Here is a 17,758-nt window from a genome sequence, read left to right as displayed (position 1 = left end):
AATCAAGCGGCCACCCCACCAGCGCGCCATCACCCCGACAGCATACACCAGCGTGCCGGGTCCAGCGCCTGACCGCGATGACGAATGGCAAAGTAGAGCGACGGATCAGCCTGACCACCACTGCTGCCCACGGTGGCAATCGCTTCACCGGGCTGCACCCAGGCGCCCACGTCTTTCAGCAAGCTCTGATTATGGCCATACAGGCTGAGATAACCGTCACCGTGATCCAGAATCAGCAGCAGGCCGGAGCCACGCAACCAATCGGCAAACACCACACGACCACCGTGAATGGCGCTGACCTGACTGCCAGCCGCCGCACTGATCAGCAAACCATCCCATTTCAGTCGCGCATCACTACCGCGCTGGCTGCCAAACCGGGCCTGTATCCGCCCCCGCAAAGGCAACGGCAACTTGCCGCGTGCCTGGGCGAACGGCTGGTTACCGGCCGGCGTGGGGATACTGACCACCGCCTCTTCAAGACGCTTGATAACCCGATTGAGTTCCGCACGCTCTGCTTCGCGACTGCGCAGCTGCTCGTTCTGCGAACGTTGCTGGCCCTGCAGCGAGGCCAGCACTTGTGTGCGCTTGCGCTGCTCGGCGCGCAGGGCTTCGGCTCGACTGGCCAGCCCTTCGCGCTGCTGTTGCAGTTCGGTCTGCTGGGCGGCGGCAGCAGCCGAGGCCTGCTGCACCTGAGCGATGGTGTCGTTGAAACGGCTGATTTCCTCAACTCGCGCACGCCCCACGTATTCGTAGTAGCGCAGCATGCGCGCCATGCGGCCCGGATCATCCTGATTGAGCAGCAGCTTCATGTAGCCTTGCTGGCCCGCCATATAGGCGGCGCGCACCTGACGAGCAATCTGCTCCTGCTGCGCGTCAAGTGAGGCCTGCAATTGCTCGGCCTGCTGGTGCAGCTCCTGCAGACGACTCTCGCCCTCGCGAATCTGCTGCTCCAGCTCACCGCTTTCCCGTTGCAGGCGGCCGATGTCGGTTTCACTTTTCTTCAGCTCGGCCTCCAGCCCCGACGCCTCCTGGCGCAGCTCGCTGAGCACCTGCTTGAGCCGTTCGATATCGGCCTGCGCCTTTTCCAGCTCGGCCCGCGCTGCGCGGGCGTCTTCGGGCTGATCAGCCAGCAACGGCGACGCACAGACGCCGCCCATCACCAGCAGCGCCGCTGCCAGCCAGTGCCTTGCGCGTCCGTGCGTGCGCATGCTGCTTACTGCACTCGAGTGATGATGCTGCGCCCGGTCATCTCTGCCGGCTGCTCCAGCCCCATCAGCGCCAGCATGGTCGGCGCCACATCGGACAGAATGCCGCCATCGCGCATCTCGATCTGACGCGGACCGACATAGACAAAGGGCACCGGCTCACAGGTGTGCGCGGTATGGGCCTGGCCGGTGTGCTCGTCGGACATCTGCTCGACGTTGCCGTGGTCGGCGGTGATCAGCGCCTCGCCTCCGACCTTCTCCAGCGCGGCGGTAATGCGCGCAATGCAGCGGTCGAGACACTCCACCGCTGCCACTGCGGCCTCAAACACCCCGGTATGCCCGACCATGTCGCCGTTGGCGTAATTGACAATGATGGCGTCATAACGCTGCTGCTCGATCGCCTCGACGATGCGGTCAGTGACCTCGGGCGCACTCATCTCCGGTTGCAGGTCGTAGGTGGCAACCTGCGGAGAAGGGATCAAAATGCGCTCTTCGCCCTCAAAGGGCTCCTCGCGACCACCGGAGAAGAAGAAGGTGACGTGAGCGTACTTTTCAGTTTCGGCGATGCGCAGCTGGGTCTTGCCCTGCTTGGCCAGGTACTCACCCAGCACGTTGACCAGCGAGCCAGCCGGGAAGGCGCAGGGCGCCGGAATATCGGCGGCGTACTGGGTCAGCATCACATAGCCAGCCAGAGCGATCTCGCGGCTGCGGGTAAAGCCGCTGAACTGCGGCTCAACAAAGGCCCGGCTCAGCTCGCGGGCGCGGTCGGCGCGGAAGTTCATGAACACCACCGCATCGCCATCTTCCACGCGCACCGGCGCACCCACAGTGGTGGCCTTGACGAACTCGTCGCTCTCGCCACGCTCGTAGGCGGCAGCCAGCGCATCGGCGGCGCTCTCGGCAGCAAACTCACCCCGACCCTCGGTAATCAGGTTGTAGGCGGCCTCAACACGCTCCCAGCGGTTGTCGCGGTCCATGGCGAAATAACGGCCGATCAGGCTGGCGGTGCGGCCCTTACCCAGGCGCGCGTAGGTGTCTTCCATCAGTTGCAGCGAGGGCGCGGCGCTGCGCGGCGGCGTATCGCGGCCATCCAGAAAGCCATGCACATAGATCTGCTCGGCGCCACGCTTGGCGGCCAGCTCGACCATCGCCGCGAGGTGGTCCTGATGACTGTGCACGCCACCATCGGACAACAGGCCCATGATATGCACTGCGCGTCCGGCAGACACGGCCTTGTCGACCGCCGCGCAGATCACCTGGTTGGAGAAGAACTCGCCGTCCTGAATAGACTTGGTGACCCGCGTAAAGTCCTGGTACACCACCCGGCCGGCGCCGAGGTTCATATGCCCCACTTCCGAGTTGCCCATCTGCCCATCCGGCAGACCGACATCCATACCCGAGCCGGACACCAGCGTGTGCGGTGCGTTTTGCCAAAGGGCATCCCATACCGGAGTCTTGGCGGCCATGATGGCGTTGGAGTCAGGAATCTCGCTGTGACCGAAGCCATCCAGAATCATCAGGACCAGCGGTTTAGGGGCTGCTGTCATTGCACAAAGCTCTCGTTGGAAGGGTTCAAGGGGAACCGCGGGCACTGCCGCCGCAAACTTGCCGCACAGTTTACTTGCCAGCCCACCGGCTGTCATGCTTGGCCGATCCCGTCGCGGATCAGCCGAGCTTAAGTGTATACTCGCCCTCTTTTTAACGCCCGGAAGCCCGTCAATGCAGTTTTTTCAACACCTGATCGAATTCATCGGCAACCACTACCTGCTGACCAGCGCCTTTCTGATCGTGCTGGCTCTGTTGCTGTTCACCGAGGGTCGCAAGAGCGGCAAGGCCGTCAGCACCAGTGAAGCAACGACCCTGATCAACCGCGAGAACGCCGTCGTGGTTGACCTGCGCCCGAAGAAAGATTTCAGCGCAGGCCATATTGTCGACTCGCTGAACATCCCCTACGAGTCACTGACCAGTCGCTTGAGCGAACTGGACAAGCACAAGGACAAGCCGCTGCTGCTGGTCTGCGCTGCCGGCCAGCATGCGGGCGGCTGCGCCAAGCAGCTCAAGGCCGCGGGCCACGACAACGTAGTGCGCCTGTCCGGCGGCATTGCCAGCTGGCGCTCCGACAACCTGCCGCTGGTGAAGTGACATGGCTAACGTGGTGATCTACAGCAGCGACTACTGCCCCTTCTGCATGCGCGCCAAGCAACTGCTGGCCAGCAAGGGAGTGGAGTTTCAGGAAATCTGCGTGGACGGCCAGCCCAAGGTACGCGCAGAAATGACGCGCCTGGCGGGTGGGCGCACCTCGGTGCCGCAGATCTGGATCGGCGACACCCACGTGGGCGGCTGCGACGAACTCTACGCCAGCGCACGCGCTGGACAACTGGATGCGCTGCTGGCAGGGTAAGCAGCTCTGTCCAACACGCATCATTTACCATCACAGCAAGGATTTTTTCGATGGCCGAAGAACAAAACAACCAGGCTGCCAACGGCGCCGAGGCTAACCAACCGCAGTTCAGCCTGCAGCGCATCTACGTCAAGGACCTGTCCTTTGAATCGCCGAAGGCCCCGGCCATTTTCCAGACCCAGTGGAACCCCCACGTCAACCTGGACCTGAACACCCGCAACACCGAGCTGCAGCCGGGCATCTATGAAGTCGTACTGTCGGTCAACGCCACCGTCACCACCGGCGAGAACGAAACCTGCTTTATCGCCGAAGTCCAGCAGGCCGGCATCTTCGCCATCAACGGCCTGGAAGACGCCGCGCTGCGCCACACCCTGGGCGCCTTCTGCCCGAACATCCTGTTCCCCTACGCGCGCGAAGCGATCGACAACCTGGTCCTGCGCGGCAGCTTCCCTCCCCTGATGCTGTCCCCGGTCAACTTCGACGCCCTGTTCGCCCAATCCGAGCAGCGCCGCGCCAACGAAGCCGCCGGCAACGCCTGATTGCGGTCGCCGGGCAGCCAAGCTGCCCGGCACCTTCTGCGGCACCCCGCCGCGCCCTATCAATTCGTCTTGTGCGTCTGGCCGCGCATGCTCTAAGGTAAGCGTCCGCACAGCCACCAACAGACGGAACCACGCATGACCCTGCCGGCCTCTCGCCCTCTCTACCTGCTCGCCCTGATCGTCTGCGTACTGCTCATGACAGCGGCGCTGTACCTGGAACATGGCGTTGGGCTGGAACCCTGCCCGCTGTGCATTCTGCAGCGCATCGCCGTCATGGTCATTGGCGTTATCTGCCTGGCTGCCGTGCTGCACAATCCCGAGCCACGCAACGGCAAGCGTACCGGCGCACGCATCTACGGCGCACTGCTCACCTTGGCTGCGCTGCTGGGCGCGGCCACTGCGGCGCGCCAGGTGTGGCTGCAACACCTGCCACCGGATCAGATTCCCTCGTGCATTCTGCCGCTCGACTACATGCTCGAAACCCTGCCCCTGTGGGACGTGCTCAGTCAGGTGCTCAGTGGCACCGCGCAGTGCGCTGAAGTCACCTGGACCTTCCTCGGCCTGAGCATCGCAGAGGGCACCTTGATCGCCTTTATCTGCTTTACCCTGTTCGGTGTCATGCAACTGCTGCGCAAGGTCGACTGAGACACAGACAGCACGGCATGCAAGCAAGTCTTGATGCCGCCATGCGCACTGGCCTATTCTGTTGAACCCGGAACCCATACACCCTGCACGTCGGTTCGCCGACACCGGAAGAAGAGGTGGAAGATGCTGGACAGTTGCACCAACTCCCAGGAACGCTGGGGCGGCGTCCACCAGTTGATCGACCGCTGGCTGGCCGAGCGTCAACAGTTGATCCTCAACTACCGCCAACTGCGCGAGCGCACCCCACCCACAGAGCAGACGGACGACGACCTGACGGCCTTCTGCGACATTCTGGTCGACTATGTATCGGCCGGACACTTCGAAATCTACGAGCAGCTGCTGCGCGAAGCCCAGGACTTTGACGACCAGCGCGGCATTGAGCTGGCGCACCGCGTCTATCCCCGCATCGAAACCATCACGCTACAGGCGGTCGCCTTCAACGACCAGTACGGCCAAAGCGCACGGGCCGATGACGAGGCAAGCATGCAGACGCAGCTCCAGCAACTTGGCGCCCTGCTGCATGAACGATTCGAGCTTGAAGACTGTCTGATCGAAGTACTCCATACCGCTCACAAAGACCTGCTCAGCGCCGTCTGAGCGGTCAGGCACAGGAAGATCACGCGTGACCACCGACACTCCCAGCTCCAGCGACAAGGTTTCCTCTCCACTGCACCTGCTGCAGACCCTGACCCGCACCCTCAACGAGCACCTCGCCGAGGCGTGCAGCAAGGCCGAGAAAGATGCCCGCAAGGCCCACGACAAGCTGCTGCGTCAGCAGGAGAAGCTGGAGCTCAAACTGCGCCAGGCCGAAGAAAAGCTGGCCAGCCGCACCGCCGAAGACCCGGACAAGCCCGCCAGCAAGACCCGCCGCAAACTGGCCGACCTGCAGGCCGCGCTGGAAGAACTGAAAACCGCGCGCAGCAACGCCGAGACCTACATCAAGCAGCTTGAAGCGGACGTGCGCCAGACCCTGCGCCTGGCCAAGGGCCTGGAGCGCATTGACGCTCAGGTCGGTCAGGCACTGGAAAAGCGCGATGCACCCAAACCGGCCGCCAAGCCGCGCAGCCGCCGCGCCCCGGCCCGCCGCAAACCAGCGACAAAAACCGCCGCCAAGCCTGCCCCTGCAACTAGCGAGAGCTAAGCTGCGGCGCAAGGTCCGCCAGCAGCTGCTCACGACGCCCGGTCCGCGCCCCCGAGCAGGCAGCAGTCAAGGCTGCCTGCATCGGCTCATCCGCAGGTGTGCCTTGCGCCAGCACCTGCTCCAGCTCGCTCAAGCGCGCCAGCTCCACCTCAATCTCTATCGCCTTAAGCTGCTGATATTGCGCCTGCAAGTCAGCCTGCTGCGCCAGCGCACGACGCGCCTGACGCAGCGGCAGCATCAGGGCGTCACGCCACTGCGCCTGCTGCGCATGCACCTGCTGCCACACATCGACTGACAAGCCTCGCCCCTGCTGCTGCAACCAGGCGGCCAGCAACAGCAGCAACACGTCCTCGCCCGCCTCGTCCTGCAGCGCCAGCAGCAGCGGCGCAACACCCTCGCGGGCATAAACCTGCTCACTCCAGCGCGCCAGACCCTTTTCATTCATCACTCTTCTCCCGCCATGCGGCGCTGATATACTCCCGCCCCATGATCAGCATCGACTCCCTTACCCTGCAGCGCGGCCCCCTGCGACTGCTTGAACACGCCAATCTTACCCTGCATGCCGGCCAGAAAGTCGGCTTGCTGGGCACCAATGGCGCCGGCAAATCCAGCCTGTTCGCGCTGCTGCGCGGGCAAATCGAGCCCGACGCCGGCAGTTGCAGCATTCCGGCAGACTGGCGCATCGCGCATATGCAACAGGAAGTCAGCGCGCTGGAGCGCAATGCGGTGGACTATGTGCTCGACGGCGACCAGCGACTGCGCGACATCCAGCAACGCCTGGCCACTGCCGAGCAGCAGGAACAGGCCGAAGCACTGGGCGCCCTGTACGCCGAGCTGGACAGCCACGGCGGCTTCAGCGCCGATAGCCGGGCCCGCACCCTGCTGGCCGGCCTGGGCTTCAGCAGCGAACAGTGCGAGCGCCGGGTCGGCGACTTCTCCGGTGGCTGGCGCATGCGCCTGAACCTGGCGCAGGCGCTGATGTGTCCGTCCGACCTGCTGCTGCTCGACGAGCCAACCAACCACCTGGATCTGGACGCCATCCTCTGGCTGGAAGACTGGCTACGCAGCTACCCCGGCACCCTGCTGCTGATTTCCCACGACCGCGACTTTCTGGATGCCGTGGTTGAACACATCGTGCATTTCGAGAACCGCGCGCTGCATCTGTACCGCGGCGGTTTCAGCCAGTTCGAGCGCACCCGCGCCGAACGTCTGGCCCAGCAACAGTCGGCGTTCGAGAAGCAGCAGGCCCAGCGCGAGCACATGCAAAGCTATATCGCCCGCTTTCGCGCCAAGGCCAGCAAGGCCAAGCAGGCGCAGAGCCGCCTGAAAGCCCTGGAGCGCATGGAGGCACTGAGCCCGGCGCACATCGACTCGCCCTTCTCCTTCAGCTTTCGCGAGGCAGCCAACCAGTCAATGCCACTGCTGGACCTGCATCAGGGCACCCTTGGCTACGACGGCAACGCCATTCTCGAGCAGGTCAAACTGCAGCTGGCACCCGGCGCGCGCATCGGCCTGCTGGGGCCCAACGGCGCCGGCAAGTCGACCCTGATCAAGTCACTGGCAGGCAGCCTGCCACTGATTGGCGGCGAGCTGAAAACCGGTGAGCACTTGGCCATCGGCTACTTCGCACAGCATCAACTCGACAGCCTGGACCCGAAAGCCAGCCCACTGCTACACCTGGCCCGCCTGGCACCGGATGAGCGCGATCAGGTGCTGCGCAACTTCCTCGGCGGCTTCGACTTCAAGGGCGACCGCATCGAAGAGCCGGTACTGAACTTCTCCGGCGGCGAAAAAGCGCGCCTGGCGCTGGCGCTGATTGCCTGGCAGCGCCCCAATCTGCTGCTGCTCGACGAGCCGACCAACCACCTGGACATGGAGATGCGCCACGCGCTGACGGTTGCCCTGCAGGCCTTTGAGGGCGCCATGCTGCTGGTCTCGCACGACCGCGCGCTGATTCGCGATACCACCGATGAACTCTGGTTGGTTGCCGACGGCCGAGTGCAGACCTACAGCGAAGACCTCGACAGCTACACCCGCTGGCTGGCGCAGTTTCGCCAGCAGCAGGCGGCCGCCAACGCACCCGAGCCGACCAGCGGCACCCCCAAGGTTGATGCCAAGGTGCAGCGCCGCGCTGCCGCCGAGCAGCGCCAGCGGCTGGCCCCGCTAAAGAAGGCCGCCGACAAGCTGGAGCAGGAGCTGAACAAGGTCAGCGAACTGAACGCCGAGGTAGAGAACGCCCTGGCCGACAGCAGCCTCTACGAGGCCGACAACAAGGACCAGTTGAAAACCCTGCTGGCCCAGCAGACCGACTACCGCCAGCGCATCGCCCAACTGGAAGAAGACTGGCTGCAGGCGCAGGATGAACTCGAAGCGCTGCAGAGCGAACTCAATGGCGACTGACGCCGGGAGCCCCCATGACCCTATGGATTGACGCCGACGCCTGCCCAAGGCCGGTGCGCGATGTAACGGTAAAGGCCGCGCGCCGCAAGCAGATCGAGCTGGTGCTGGTGGCCAACAGCGCGCAGCAGTTGCCGCCCGGCCCCGGCGTGCGCCAGGTGATCGTCGCCTCGGGCGCCGATGCCGCCGATCACTACATCATCGAACACGCCCGCCCGGGCGATCTGGTCGTCACCGCCGACATTCCGCTGGCCGCCGGCCTGGTCGACCGTGGCGTTACCGCCATCAACCCGCGCGGACAGATCTACGACAAGGGCAGCATTGGCGAACGCCTGGCGGTGCGTAATCTGATGGATGAACTGCGCGGCGCAGGGCTGGCCGGCCGTGGTGGCCCGCCGCCCTACAGCGACAAGGACAAGCAGGCCTTTGCCAATGCACTGGACCGCCTGATCGCACGCCTGAAGTAAGCCGATATTAGCGGCCGGTGCGAAATTGCGCGGCATCCTCTGACAGCCGCGCCCGCACCTGGGCCAGCTCGCTGGCCAACCGATCCAGCTCCGCCGCCTCGGCGGCGTTGGCCACAGCAACCTGCTCCACATCACGCAGGTGCCGCGTCACATCATCACCTACTGCAGTCTGCTGCTCGGTCGCCGCGGCGATCTGGCCATTCAGCGCAGCGATGCTGGCAATCTGGGCAACGATACCCGACAGTACCTGCGCGCTGTTTTGCGTCACCTGCAGGCAACGCTCAACTGAGCCACGGCTGAGCGCCATGGCCTCGCGCGCCGAGGCCGAAGCCTGCTGCAGCCGCTGGATGAAGTCCTGAATTTCACCGGTGGACTGGGCGGTGCGCTGAGACAGGTTGCGCACCTCATCCGCCACCACCGCAAAACCGCGCCCCTGATCACCCGCCCTGGCCGCTTCGATAGCCGCGTTCAACGCCAGCAGATTGGTCTGTTCGGCGACGCCCTTGATCACATCGACAACCTGATCAATATCGATCGCCAGCTGCGCAGCCCCCTCTACCGCTTCACCGGTCTGCGCGATGTTATGCTCCAGCGATTGCACCTCGCGCGTGATGTCCTGCATCGCCGCGTGCCCATCCTGGGCATGCCGATCGGCGTCACCGGAGGCCTGGGCTGCCTCGGCGGCGTTACGTGCCACCTCGCCAGTGGCCTGACTCAGCTCGCGCATCGCCTGCACCATATAGTGAGTTTCACCCTGCTGCTGCTCGGCCCCCTGACGCAAATCGGCGGCGCCCTTGGTCACCGCGCTGCCCAGCTGTCCCAACTGCAACAAGCTGCCATTGAGGTCCGCCACCATCCGCTCAAGCGTGTCCAGCAGCTGGTTGAATGCATTGAGCATGGGAGTGCGCATCTGCGCCCGACGAGCCAGGTCAACACCCTCTCCCTGATCGATCATTTGGGAGACGGTCTCGCCCATCACCTCACCCTCGCGGGCCTCGTTAAAGGTCATGCGCGCCAGGTACACCAGCACCACCGCCTCGACCACCACATAGCCGGCGTGCACCAGTACCAACCAAAAGGTCACCCCCTGCGCCAGCCAGACCCCCGCCTCGCGTACCTGCAGGGCATAAAACGCCAGGTGATGCACGGCAATCACCACCGTGGCCACCACAATCGGCACCCAGTCTCGATAGATGATGAGAAAGGCCAGCAACACAAAAATGGAGAAGTGCATCTCCACCGTGCCCTGCGCCTGATTGATATGCAGCGCGGCCATCACCATAAAGGCAGCGCCAATCACGCAGCGAAACAGCGAGGTACCGCGAATCAGCGCGTAAAGCAGGTGTACCAGCAGCAGCGTACCGCCACCTACCAGCAGCGCCTGCAGCCAGGTGCCATGCCAGGCGGCCAGGGCAAAGGCCCCTAGCAGACAGAGCCAGAGCACCCCAAGCATACTGCGGTCGGCGCGCAGGTAATGGGCCTCAAGGGTCAGACTTTTGGGAACGGACGTTGGCATTGGCAGCGGTCTCCAGCTAAGGCAGGTCACACAGACAGGACACGGCATCCTGCCGGGTGATATCCACCCTGCGGCCATCCAGCAAAGCCTGTAAAACCGGCTCTACAAAGCTGCTGTCGGCGCTGCAATTCGCTCCATCGCTGTAGGGGCCAACATACGCCAGAGCACCGTCCGCTGCCCAGATGGCAATCGACGGCGCGCCGGGCCAATCAGCCCATACCTCAGGTATCGGCCAATAGGGCAACTGACTCAAGCCCGCCGGCATACCGTCTGTCGGCCGCTGGCCGGCGCGGGCAAAGCGCACACCGCGCGCACCAAAGCGCGCGGTCATCTCATCAACATAGGCTTCATGACCGGCGCTGCAGGGGCAGTTGGACTGCCACACATGCACCACCTGGACCTGCCCCGGAGCGAAGGGCGGCGCAACCTGCTCGGCCTGAAAAAACGCTGGCCGCTCGAACGACTTGATATAGCGCCCCTCGAACCACCAATAGGCCCAACCAAGCCCGGTAGCCCACACCAGCAGCGCCAGACTGACCAGCGACCTGCGTACCCAGATATTCATTGCCCCACCGCCTGCCACACAAATAGATAGCCGACCATTGTGCCACAGTCGTAGACAGCCCAATTGTGCAAACCCCTCCACAACCTGAGACCAGCGCAGTTGGTTATGTCTCACCCCTGGTTTACCGTCCCGATGCTGGCAGACTGCCTCCCTGGCAGCACCAATGCCATGGACGAACCCGCACAAACGGCTGCTGCGACGGCCAGGGATATTGCTGCGCATGCTTGCCGACCTTGACCTCAAGACCCTGACGCTATCGCTCAGTCTGGTCACCCTGATGATGACGCTGCTGCTGGGCCTGGCCGCCTGGCACGCCGGCACCGAGCGTGGCCTGCGCCACTGGGCGCTGGGCAACCTGGCGCTGATGTTCGGCCTGATGCTCAACGTCAACCAGGAGCAACTGCACCATACGCTATCCATCTTGCTGGCAAACGGCCTGATGACACTGGGCCTAGGGCTGGTCTGGCTTGGCATTCGCGCCTTCTTTGAGCGCCCCCAGCCGCAGCTCGTGCCGCTGCTGGCTACCCTGCTGATCATCGTGTTGCTGGGCGTGTTCCGCTTTCAGCTCGACAGCGCCACTGTGCGCTACGCCATCAGCTCGGTGATTCTTGGCGGGCTGTGCCTGCTGTGTGCCAGCGAGCTGCTGCGCCCAGCGCAACCACCATTGCGCACCGCCTGCTGGTTCAGCGGCGCCATTGCGCTGCTCTACGGGCTGGTATTGCTGGCCCGACCGGTCGCCTCGCTGGCCGGCTGGAACGGCGCTGCCAGCCTGCTCGGCGGCCCCTTGCAGCTGGTCACCCTGCTTGGCGCCATGGCCGCGCAGATAGGCATGGCCACCGGCTTCATCCTGATGACCCACTATCGCAACCTGGAAGCCCTGCATCGCCTGTCCGAACGCGACGGCCTGACCAACACCCTGAATCGCCGCAGCCTGCATCAGCAGGCCAGCGCCCTGCTCGCGCGCACCCGGCACAGCGGCGAGGCGGTCACGCTGATCATGCTCGATGCCGACCATTTCAAACGCATCAACGACCAGTTTGGCCATCAGACCGGCGATGCCGTGCTCTGCCATCTGGTCAACCGTATCAGTCTGCATCTGCGTAACCGCGACCTGCTTGGCCGCTTTGGCGGCGAAGAATTCACCCTGCTGCTGCCCGGCTTGAACAGCGAGCAGGCGCGACCGGTCGCCGAGCGCATTCGCCAAGGTATCAGCCAGACGCCATGGCAGCTGGCGGGTGAGACAATAGGTCTCACTGCCAGCCTCGGAGTAGCCTGCTCAGAGCATCACGGTTATGATTTCAACACGTTGCTCGGCGCCGCCGATGCAGCGCTTTACCGTGCCAAGACGCTCGGCCGCAACCGCACAGAACTGGCCCCCGCCCCCGGCCAGCCCGATCAGGAGCAGGTCGCCCTGCGCCTCTTGTCACAATTCAGTCACAATCTTGACGTATAACGTCAGCAGACAGGTGCACTGCGACCCGCACCCATGGAGTCCCCGTGAGCTATTCCCCTGTTCCGCGCCCCTTTTCCGCCAGCCGTCCCCGTCGCATGCGCAAGGATGACTTTTCCCGCCGTATGATGCGTGAAAACACCCTGACCGCCGACGACCTGATCTACCCCGTATTTGTCCTTGAAGGCGAGCAACAACGCGAAGCCATCGCCTCCATGCCCGGCGTTGAGCGGCTGTCGATCGACCTGCTGCTGGAGGAGGCCGCTGAACTGGTAGACCTGGGCATTCCAGCTATCGCCCTGTTCCCGGTTACCCCGCTGGAGAAAAAGTCGCTGGACGCCGCCGAGGCCTGGAACCCGGATGGCCTGGCGCAACGCGCCACCCGCGCCCTGAAGGCCCGCTTCCCCGACCTGGGGGTGATTACCGATGTCGCCCTGGACCCCTTCACCACCCACGGCCAAGACGGCATCATCGATGACGACGGCTACGTGATGAACGACATCACCGTCGAGGCGCTGGTCAAGCAGACCCTGTCGCACGCCGACGCCGGCGCCGACATCGTTGCGCCCTCTGACATGATGGACGGCCGGGTGGCGGCCATGCGCGCAGCGCTGGAAGCCAACGGCCACATTCATACCCGTATTCTTGCCTACTCTGCCAAGTACGCCAGCGCCTACTACGGCCCGTTCCGCGACGCGGTCGGCTCGGCCGGCAACCTCGGCAAGGGCAACAAGGCCACCTACCAGATGGATCCGGCCAACAGCGACGAAGCACTGCACGAAATCGCCATGGATCTGTCAGAAGGGGCCGATATGGTGATGGTCAAACCCGGCATGCCTTACCTGGATGTGCTGCACCGGGCCAAAGACACCTTCAAGGTGCCCACCTTTGTTTATCAGGTCAGTGGCGAATACGCCATGCACTGCGCCGCCATCAACAATGGCTGGCTCAGCGAGGCGGTGATTCTTGAGTCGCTGACCGCTTTCAAACGCGCAGGAGCCGACGGCATCCTGACTTATTTTGCCAAGACGGCCGCGCGCCAGTTACGCAGTCGCCAGTAGTCGTATCGAGGAGATCATGGCAGAGCTCAACAGCACCCGAGACACCACCAAGGACAGCGCAGCACCGGCACCCGAGGCCAGTCCGCGCACCGACCTGGTCACCCGACCGGCCCAGATCAGCGAGAAGATCACCGAACCGGCACCGGTTCCGGATTTGGGTGCGCCCGAGCTCTACATTCACCGCGAGCTGTCGCAGCTGCAGTTCAACATCCGCGTGCTGGAGCAGGCGCTGGATGAGTCCTACCCGCTGCTTGAGCGCCTGAAGTTTCTGCTGATCTTCTCCAGCAACCTCGACGAGTTCTTTGAAATTCGCGTTGCCGGCCTGAAAAAGCAGATCACCTTCGCGCGCGAGCAAACCGGGCCGGACGGGCTGCAGCCGCAGCAGGTGCTGAGCAAGATCAGCGAGACCGCGCACTATCAGGTCAGCCGCCAGTACAGCATTCTCAACGACATTCTGCTGCCCCAACTGAACGACAAGGGCATCCGCTTTCTGCGCCGCCATCAGTGGACGCACAAGCAGACCCTGTGGATTCGCCGCTTCTTCCGCCAGCAGGTCGCGCCGATCATCAGCCCGATCGGACTGGACCCAACCCACCCCTTCCCGCTGCTGGTGAACAAGAGCCTGAACTTTATCGTTCAGCTCGACGGCATCGACTCCTTCGGCCGCGACTCTGGCTTGGCGATCATTCCGGCGCCGCGCTCGTTGCCGCGCCTGATTCGTCTACCCGATGAGCTGTGTGACGGCGGTGACAACTTCGTGTTCCTGTCGTCAATGATTCACGCCCATGCCGACGAGCTGTTCCCGGGCATGAAGGTGCTTGGCTGCTACCAGTTCCGCCTGACCCGCAACGCCGACCTGTTCGTCGACCCGGACGAGGTTGACGACCTGGCGCGCGCGCTACGCGGCGAGCTGCTGTCCCGCCGCTACGGCGACGCGGTGCGCCTGGAGGTCGCCGACAACTGCCCGAAACCGCTGACCGACTTTTTGCTCAAGCAGTTTGGCCTGACTGAGGCGGAGCTGTACGAGGTCAACGGCCCGGTCAACCTGACGCGGCTGTTTTCCATTACCGGCCTGGAAAACCACCCGCAACTGCAATTTCCACCCTTCAGCCCGGGGCTGCCCCGTGTGCTGTCGAGCGCCGACAACCTGTTTCAGGCAATCAGCAAGCAGGACATCCTGCTGCAGCACCCCTACGAGTCTTTCAGCCCGGTGGTCGACTTGCTGCGCCAGGCGGCGCAGGACCCGAACGTGCTGGCGATCAAGCAGACGCTGTACCGCACCGGCGCCAACTCCGAGATCGTCAACGCGCTGGTCGAAGCCGCACGAAACGGCAAGGAAGTGACCGTGGTGATTGAGCTGCGCGCACGCTTTGACGAGGAGTCCAACCTGCAGCTGGCCAGCCGCCTGCAGCAGGCTGGCGCCGTGGTGATCTACGGTGTGGTTGGCTTCAAGACCCACGCCAAGATGATGCTGATCCTGCGCCGCGAAGAGAAGAACCTGAAGCGCTACGTGCACCTGGGCACCGGTAACTACCACGCCGGCAACGCCCGCCTGTACACCGACTACAGCATCCTGACCTCGGACGTGGCGCTGACCGAAGACGTGCACAAGCTGTTCAACCAGTTGATCGGCATGGGCAAGACCCAGCGTATGAAAAAACTGCTGCAGGCGCCCTTCACCCTGAAAAAGCGCCTGCTTGAACTGATCAACCGCGAAACCCTGAATGCCCAGGCGGGCAAGCCGGCGCACATTATCGCCAAGGCCAATTCGCTGACCGACGCCAAGATCATCAAGGCGCTATACAAGGCCTCGCAGTGTGGCGTGAAGATCGACCTGATCGTGCGCGGCATGTGCTGCCTGCGCCCTGGAATTCCGGGCGTCTCGCACAACATCACGGTGCGCTCGATCATCGGCCGCTTCCTGGAGCACAGCCGGGTCTATTACTTCCTCAACGACGGTCAGGAACAGGTGTGGATGTCCAGTGCGGACATGATGGAGCGCAATCTCGACAAGCGTGTCGAGACCTGCTTCCCGCTGGAGGGCAAAAAGCTGATTACCCGCGCCAAGCAGGAGCTGCTGGTGTTTCTCACCGACAACACCCGCAGCTGGATTCTGCAGCCCGACGGCACCTACCTGCTTAGCTCACCAAGCGGCAACCAGATCCCTCGCAGCGCCCAGGCGACGCTGCTGGAGAAACTGGCCTCGCCTCAGCGTACTGTCAACCTGTAACCGGCCTTGCCCCAGTACTGGGCCTCGCGCTCGAAGTCAGCCTGCGTCAGCGGGTTGTCTTCGAGCCAGCCAGCCGGGAAGGTAACCGCCAGCGCGTCCTCCGCTGCCTCGACGGCCATTTCCGGCATGTCCTGAAAGCCGCGGATGTGGTGGTAGAGGATGGCCAGGCGCAGCACCATGCACAGGCGCAGCAAGGTTACCGCCTCATCACCAAACTCACTCAGCCGGTCACTGTTCGGCAGATTGCGACGGTGACCGCGCACCAGCAACGCCAAGGTTTGCTGGTCCGGCCGGGAGAAGCCGGGCAGATCCGAGTGTTCAATCAGATAGGCGCCGTGCTTGTGGAACTGGTTGTGGGCAATGTCCAGGCCAATCTCATGTACCCGCGCCGCCCACACCAGCATTGGTGCCAGCTTGCTCTGCGCCAGTTGCCAGGCCGGTTCAACCTTCTGTAACAACCGCAGCGCCTTATTCTCTACCCGCGCCGCCTGATCCAGATCGACGTGATAGCGCTCCATCAGCGCGCTCAGGGTGCGCTCGCGCACGTCTTCATGGGAGTAGCGCCCGAGCAGGTCATACAGCACCCCCTCACGTAACGCGCCTTCGGAGTGCGGCATAACCTCCACGCCCAGAGCGTCGAACAGCGCCTCAAGAATCGCCAGACCCGCCGGCAGGATCGGCTGACGGTCGGGCTTGAGCCCCTGAATGTCCAGCTTGTCGACGTGAGCGGCCTTGAGCACCTTGCGCTTGAGCCACTGCAGACCCTCGCGATTGACCTCGCCCTGCCCGCGCCCGCCGGCCTGAATGCACTGTCCGACCGAACGTATGGTGCCCGAGGCGCCCACGGCCTCACTCCAGCCCAGGCGCTGAATGGCCTGTTCGATATTCATCAGCTCCAGACGCGCGGCTGTGTATGCCTGACTGTAGCGCGCAGCGGTGATGCGACCATCCGGAAAAAACTGCCGGCTAAAGGCTACGCAGCCGACATTCAGGCTTTCACGCAGCAACGACTCGAAGCGCTCGCCAACGATGAACTCGGTACTACCACCGCCGATGTCCACCACCAGACGCTTGCCTTCGTCGTCGGCCAGCGTGTGGGAAACCCCCAAATAGATCAGCCGCGCTTCTTCGCGACCGGAAATCACTTCTACCCGATGGCCCAGCACCTGCTGCACCTGACGGATAAACTGACCACGATTGCGTGCCTCGCGCAGCGCACTGGTGGCAACAATCCTCACCGCCCCGGGCGGCAGTCCATTGATCAGCTGGGCAAACCGCCGCAGGCAATCAAGCCCGCGCTGCATAGCCTCTTCGCTGAGCATATTGTCGTCGTCCAGCCCGGCGGCCAGCTGCACCTTTTCGCCCAGCCGTTCGAGAATCCGAATCTCGCCCTGCTCTACTCGCGCCAGCACCATATGGAAGCTGTTGGAGCCCAGATCGATTGCGGCCACCAGTGAAAAATCATTCGCTTCTGCCTCTGCCATGCGCTCTTCCCGTGGGTTCTCGATTGACCCGATTCTAGCACCGGCTCGATGACATTTGCCCGCATACAGGCACGCCCGGCGCACCTTGGGCCGGGTGTCGGGGCTGCCGGCGTGTCGGCAGGGGCAAAGACGCAGCGCCTTTCGCAGCCGCATTCGGTGGTGCTATGATGCGCCCATTCCGCCTTTTTATCCCTCTGGAGAAACACATGAGCGATCTGATTGTGCACGTCACTGACGGCAGCTTCGACGACGAAGTGCTCAAGTCCGATACCCCCGTCCTGGTCGATTACTGGGCTGAATGGTGCGGCCCCTGCAAGATGATTGCCCCGGTTCTGGACGAGATTGCCAAGGATTACAGCGGCAAACTGAAGATTTGCAAGCTGAACATCGACGACAACGCAGACACCCCGCCCAAGTACGGCGTGCGCGGCATCCCGACCCTGATGCTGTTCAAGGGTGGCAACGTTGAAGCCACCAAGGTCGGCGCGCTGTCCAAGTCGCAGCTGGCAGCCTTCCTTGACAGCAACATCTGATGTATCACGCCCCGGCCTCCGTGCCGGGGCGGCTGTTTTTGCGGCCGCAACGCTGGACGTCACCCTCCTGCGGTGCTAGATTTGCTGACCAACGCCCTGACGCACCCTGCGCAGCGGCTTCCCA

The 17,758-nt window shown here is 63.5% G+C and carries 18 protein-coding genes; 12 read left to right on the top strand and 6 right to left on the bottom strand.

The annotated features are described in order from the left end of the window. Nucleotides 1-29: 29 nt before the first annotated feature. On the bottom strand, nt 30-1,208 hold the full coding sequence (locus HV822_RS10520) for a murein hydrolase activator EnvC family protein (protein ID WP_238869944.1): 1,179 nt from the start codon (nt 1,206-1,208) through the stop codon (nt 30-32). A gap of 5 nt (nt 1,209-1,213) precedes the next feature. Beyond that, on the bottom strand, nt 1,214-2,752 hold the full coding sequence (gene gpmI / locus HV822_RS10515) for a 2,3-bisphosphoglycerate-independent phosphoglycerate mutase (protein ID WP_238869943.1): 1,539 nt from the start codon (nt 2,750-2,752) through the stop codon (nt 1,214-1,216). Between the two features lie 172 nt (nt 2,753-2,924). Between gpmI and HV822_RS10510 the strand changes: the two genes are divergently transcribed. From HV822_RS10510 to HV822_RS10485, 6 genes are all read left to right on the top strand, one after another. Then, nucleotides 2,925-3,347 carry a rhodanese-like domain-containing protein gene (locus HV822_RS10510; protein WP_238869942.1) on the top strand — a complete coding sequence of 141 codons (423 nt, stop codon included), beginning with the start codon at nt 2,925-2,927 and terminating at the stop codon, nt 3,345-3,347. 1 nt (nt 3,348) lies between these two features. After that, complete coding sequence (grxC, locus tag HV822_RS10505; protein ID WP_238869941.1) at nt 3,349-3,606, top strand: glutaredoxin 3; 258 nt, start codon at nt 3,349-3,351, stop codon at nt 3,604-3,606. 50 nt (nt 3,607-3,656) lie between these two features. Further along, complete coding sequence (gene secB, locus HV822_RS10500; protein WP_238869940.1) at nt 3,657-4,145, top strand: protein-export chaperone SecB; 489 nt, start codon at nt 3,657-3,659, stop codon at nt 4,143-4,145. A 135-nt stretch (nt 4,146-4,280) separates the two neighbouring features. Further along, nucleotides 4,281-4,790 (top strand): disulfide bond formation protein B, encoded by a 510-nt coding sequence (locus HV822_RS10495; protein ID WP_238869939.1) that lies wholly within the window; start codon nt 4,281-4,283, stop codon nt 4,788-4,790. Nucleotides 4,791-4,913: 123 nt separating this feature from the next. Further along, nucleotides 4,914-5,387 (top strand): sigma D regulator, encoded by a 474-nt coding sequence (gene rsd, locus HV822_RS10490; RefSeq protein WP_238869938.1) that lies wholly within the window; start codon nt 4,914-4,916, stop codon nt 5,385-5,387. Between the two features lie 25 nt (nt 5,388-5,412). Further along, nucleotides 5,413-5,931 carry a hypothetical protein gene (locus HV822_RS10485; RefSeq protein WP_238869937.1) on the top strand — a complete coding sequence of 173 codons (519 nt, stop codon included), beginning with the start codon at nt 5,413-5,415 and terminating at the stop codon, nt 5,929-5,931. On the opposite strand, the gene HV822_RS10480 is transcribed toward HV822_RS10485, so the two are convergent. Then, nucleotides 5,918-6,376, bottom strand: coding sequence for a TIGR02444 family protein (locus tag HV822_RS10480; protein WP_238869936.1), 459 nt, complete (start codon nt 6,374-6,376; stop codon nt 5,918-5,920). The genes HV822_RS10485 and HV822_RS10480 overlap by 14 nt on opposite strands. A 41-nt stretch (nt 6,377-6,417) precedes the next feature. On the opposite strand from HV822_RS10480, the gene HV822_RS10475 reads away from it, so the two are divergent. Next, nucleotides 6,418-8,331, top strand: coding sequence for an ATP-binding cassette domain-containing protein (locus HV822_RS10475; protein WP_238869935.1), 1,914 nt, complete (start codon nt 6,418-6,420; stop codon nt 8,329-8,331). A 14-nt stretch (nt 8,332-8,345) separates the two neighbouring features. Continuing rightward, a complete protein-coding gene (locus HV822_RS10470) occupies nt 8,346-8,795 on the top strand; it encodes a YaiI/YqxD family protein (protein WP_238869934.1) in 450 nt (149 codons plus the stop codon). 7 nt (nt 8,796-8,802) lie between these two features. On the opposite strand, the gene HV822_RS10465 is transcribed toward HV822_RS10470, so the two are convergent. Both HV822_RS10465 and HV822_RS10460 read right to left on the bottom strand, forming a co-directional pair. Next, the gene (locus HV822_RS10465) at nt 8,803-10,311 is read right to left on the bottom strand and encodes a methyl-accepting chemotaxis protein (protein ID WP_238869933.1); all 1,509 of its coding nucleotides are present in this window, start codon (nt 10,309-10,311) and stop codon (nt 8,803-8,805) included. Nucleotides 10,312-10,327: 16 nt separating this feature from the next. Further along, on the bottom strand, nt 10,328-10,876 hold the full coding sequence (locus HV822_RS10460; protein ID WP_238869932.1) for a DUF6436 domain-containing protein: 549 nt from the start codon (nt 10,874-10,876) through the stop codon (nt 10,328-10,330). 220 nt (nt 10,877-11,096) lie between these two features. On the opposite strand from HV822_RS10460, the gene HV822_RS10455 reads away from it, so the two are divergent. From HV822_RS10455 to ppk1, 3 genes are all read left to right on the top strand, one after another. Further along, nucleotides 11,097-12,329, top strand: coding sequence for a GGDEF domain-containing protein (locus tag HV822_RS10455; protein ID WP_238869931.1), 1,233 nt, complete (start codon nt 11,097-11,099; stop codon nt 12,327-12,329). A 95-nt stretch (nt 12,330-12,424) separates the two neighbouring features. Continuing rightward, nucleotides 12,425-13,387 (top strand): porphobilinogen synthase, encoded by a 963-nt coding sequence (gene hemB / locus HV822_RS10450; protein WP_396265158.1) that lies wholly within the window; start codon nt 12,425-12,427, stop codon nt 13,385-13,387. Between the two features lie 16 nt (nt 13,388-13,403). Beyond that, entirely contained in the window at nt 13,404-15,617 is a 2,214-nt protein-coding gene (ppk1, locus tag HV822_RS10445; protein ID WP_396264844.1) for a polyphosphate kinase 1, read from the top strand. Here the strand turns inward: ppk1 and ppx are convergent. After that, nucleotides 15,596-17,101 carry an exopolyphosphatase gene (gene ppx, locus HV822_RS10440; protein ID WP_238869929.1) on the bottom strand — a complete coding sequence of 502 codons (1,506 nt, stop codon included), beginning with the start codon at nt 17,099-17,101 and terminating at the stop codon, nt 15,596-15,598. The genes ppk1 and ppx overlap by 22 nt on opposite strands. Nucleotides 17,102-17,307: 206 nt before the next feature. On the opposite strand from ppx, the gene trxA reads away from it, so the two are divergent. Next, nucleotides 17,308-17,634, top strand: a complete 327-nt coding sequence (gene trxA, locus HV822_RS10435; RefSeq protein WP_238869928.1) for a thioredoxin TrxA — start codon at nt 17,308-17,310, stop codon at nt 17,632-17,634. Nucleotides 17,635-17,758 lie beyond the last annotated feature (124 nt).

Origin of the sequence: Halopseudomonas maritima (assembly GCF_021545785.1) — a bacterium.
GTDB classification, from domain to species: domain Bacteria; phylum Pseudomonadota; class Gammaproteobacteria; order Pseudomonadales; family Pseudomonadaceae; genus Halopseudomonas; species Halopseudomonas maritima.
The sequence above is the reverse complement of the archived record's forward strand: the minus strand, read 5'-3'. Positions and strand labels throughout refer to the sequence as shown.

Excerpts from the sequence above, each read along its gene's own strand:
- HV822_RS10520 (WP_238869944.1), bottom strand. The coding sequence starts at position 1,208 with ATGCGCACGCACGGACGCGCAAGGCACTGGCTGGCAGCGGCGCTGCTG.
- gpmI (WP_238869943.1), bottom strand. The coding sequence starts at position 2,752 with ATGACAGCAGCCCCTAAACCGCTGGTCCTGATGATTCTGGATGGCTTC.
- HV822_RS10510 (WP_238869942.1), top strand. The coding sequence starts at position 2,925 with ATGCAGTTTTTTCAACACCTGATCGAATTCATCGGCAACCACTACCTG.
- grxC (WP_238869941.1), top strand. The coding sequence starts at position 3,349 with ATGGCTAACGTGGTGATCTACAGCAGCGACTACTGCCCCTTCTGCATG.
- secB (WP_238869940.1), top strand. The coding sequence starts at position 3,657 with ATGGCCGAAGAACAAAACAACCAGGCTGCCAACGGCGCCGAGGCTAAC.
- HV822_RS10495 (WP_238869939.1), top strand. The coding sequence starts at position 4,281 with ATGACCCTGCCGGCCTCTCGCCCTCTCTACCTGCTCGCCCTGATCGTC.
- rsd (WP_238869938.1), top strand. The coding sequence starts at position 4,914 with ATGCTGGACAGTTGCACCAACTCCCAGGAACGCTGGGGCGGCGTCCAC.
- HV822_RS10480 (WP_238869936.1), bottom strand. The coding sequence starts at position 6,376 with ATGAATGAAAAGGGTCTGGCGCGCTGGAGTGAGCAGGTTTATGCCCGC.
- HV822_RS10475 (WP_238869935.1), top strand. The coding sequence starts at position 6,418 with ATGATCAGCATCGACTCCCTTACCCTGCAGCGCGGCCCCCTGCGACTG.
- HV822_RS10470 (WP_238869934.1), top strand. The coding sequence starts at position 8,346 with ATGACCCTATGGATTGACGCCGACGCCTGCCCAAGGCCGGTGCGCGAT.
- HV822_RS10465 (WP_238869933.1), bottom strand. The coding sequence starts at position 10,311 with ATGCCAACGTCCGTTCCCAAAAGTCTGACCCTTGAGGCCCATTACCTG.
- HV822_RS10460 (WP_238869932.1), bottom strand. The coding sequence starts at position 10,876 with ATGAATATCTGGGTACGCAGGTCGCTGGTCAGTCTGGCGCTGCTGGTG.
- HV822_RS10455 (WP_238869931.1), top strand. The coding sequence starts at position 11,097 with ATGCTTGCCGACCTTGACCTCAAGACCCTGACGCTATCGCTCAGTCTG.
- hemB (WP_396265158.1), top strand. The coding sequence starts at position 12,425 with ATGCGCAAGGATGACTTTTCCCGCCGTATGATGCGTGAAAACACCCTG.
- ppk1 (WP_396264844.1), top strand. The coding sequence starts at position 13,404 with ATGGCAGAGCTCAACAGCACCCGAGACACCACCAAGGACAGCGCAGCA.
- ppx (WP_238869929.1), bottom strand. The coding sequence starts at position 17,101 with ATGGCAGAGGCAGAAGCGAATGATTTTTCACTGGTGGCCGCAATCGAT.
- trxA (WP_238869928.1), top strand. The coding sequence starts at position 17,308 with ATGAGCGATCTGATTGTGCACGTCACTGACGGCAGCTTCGACGACGAA.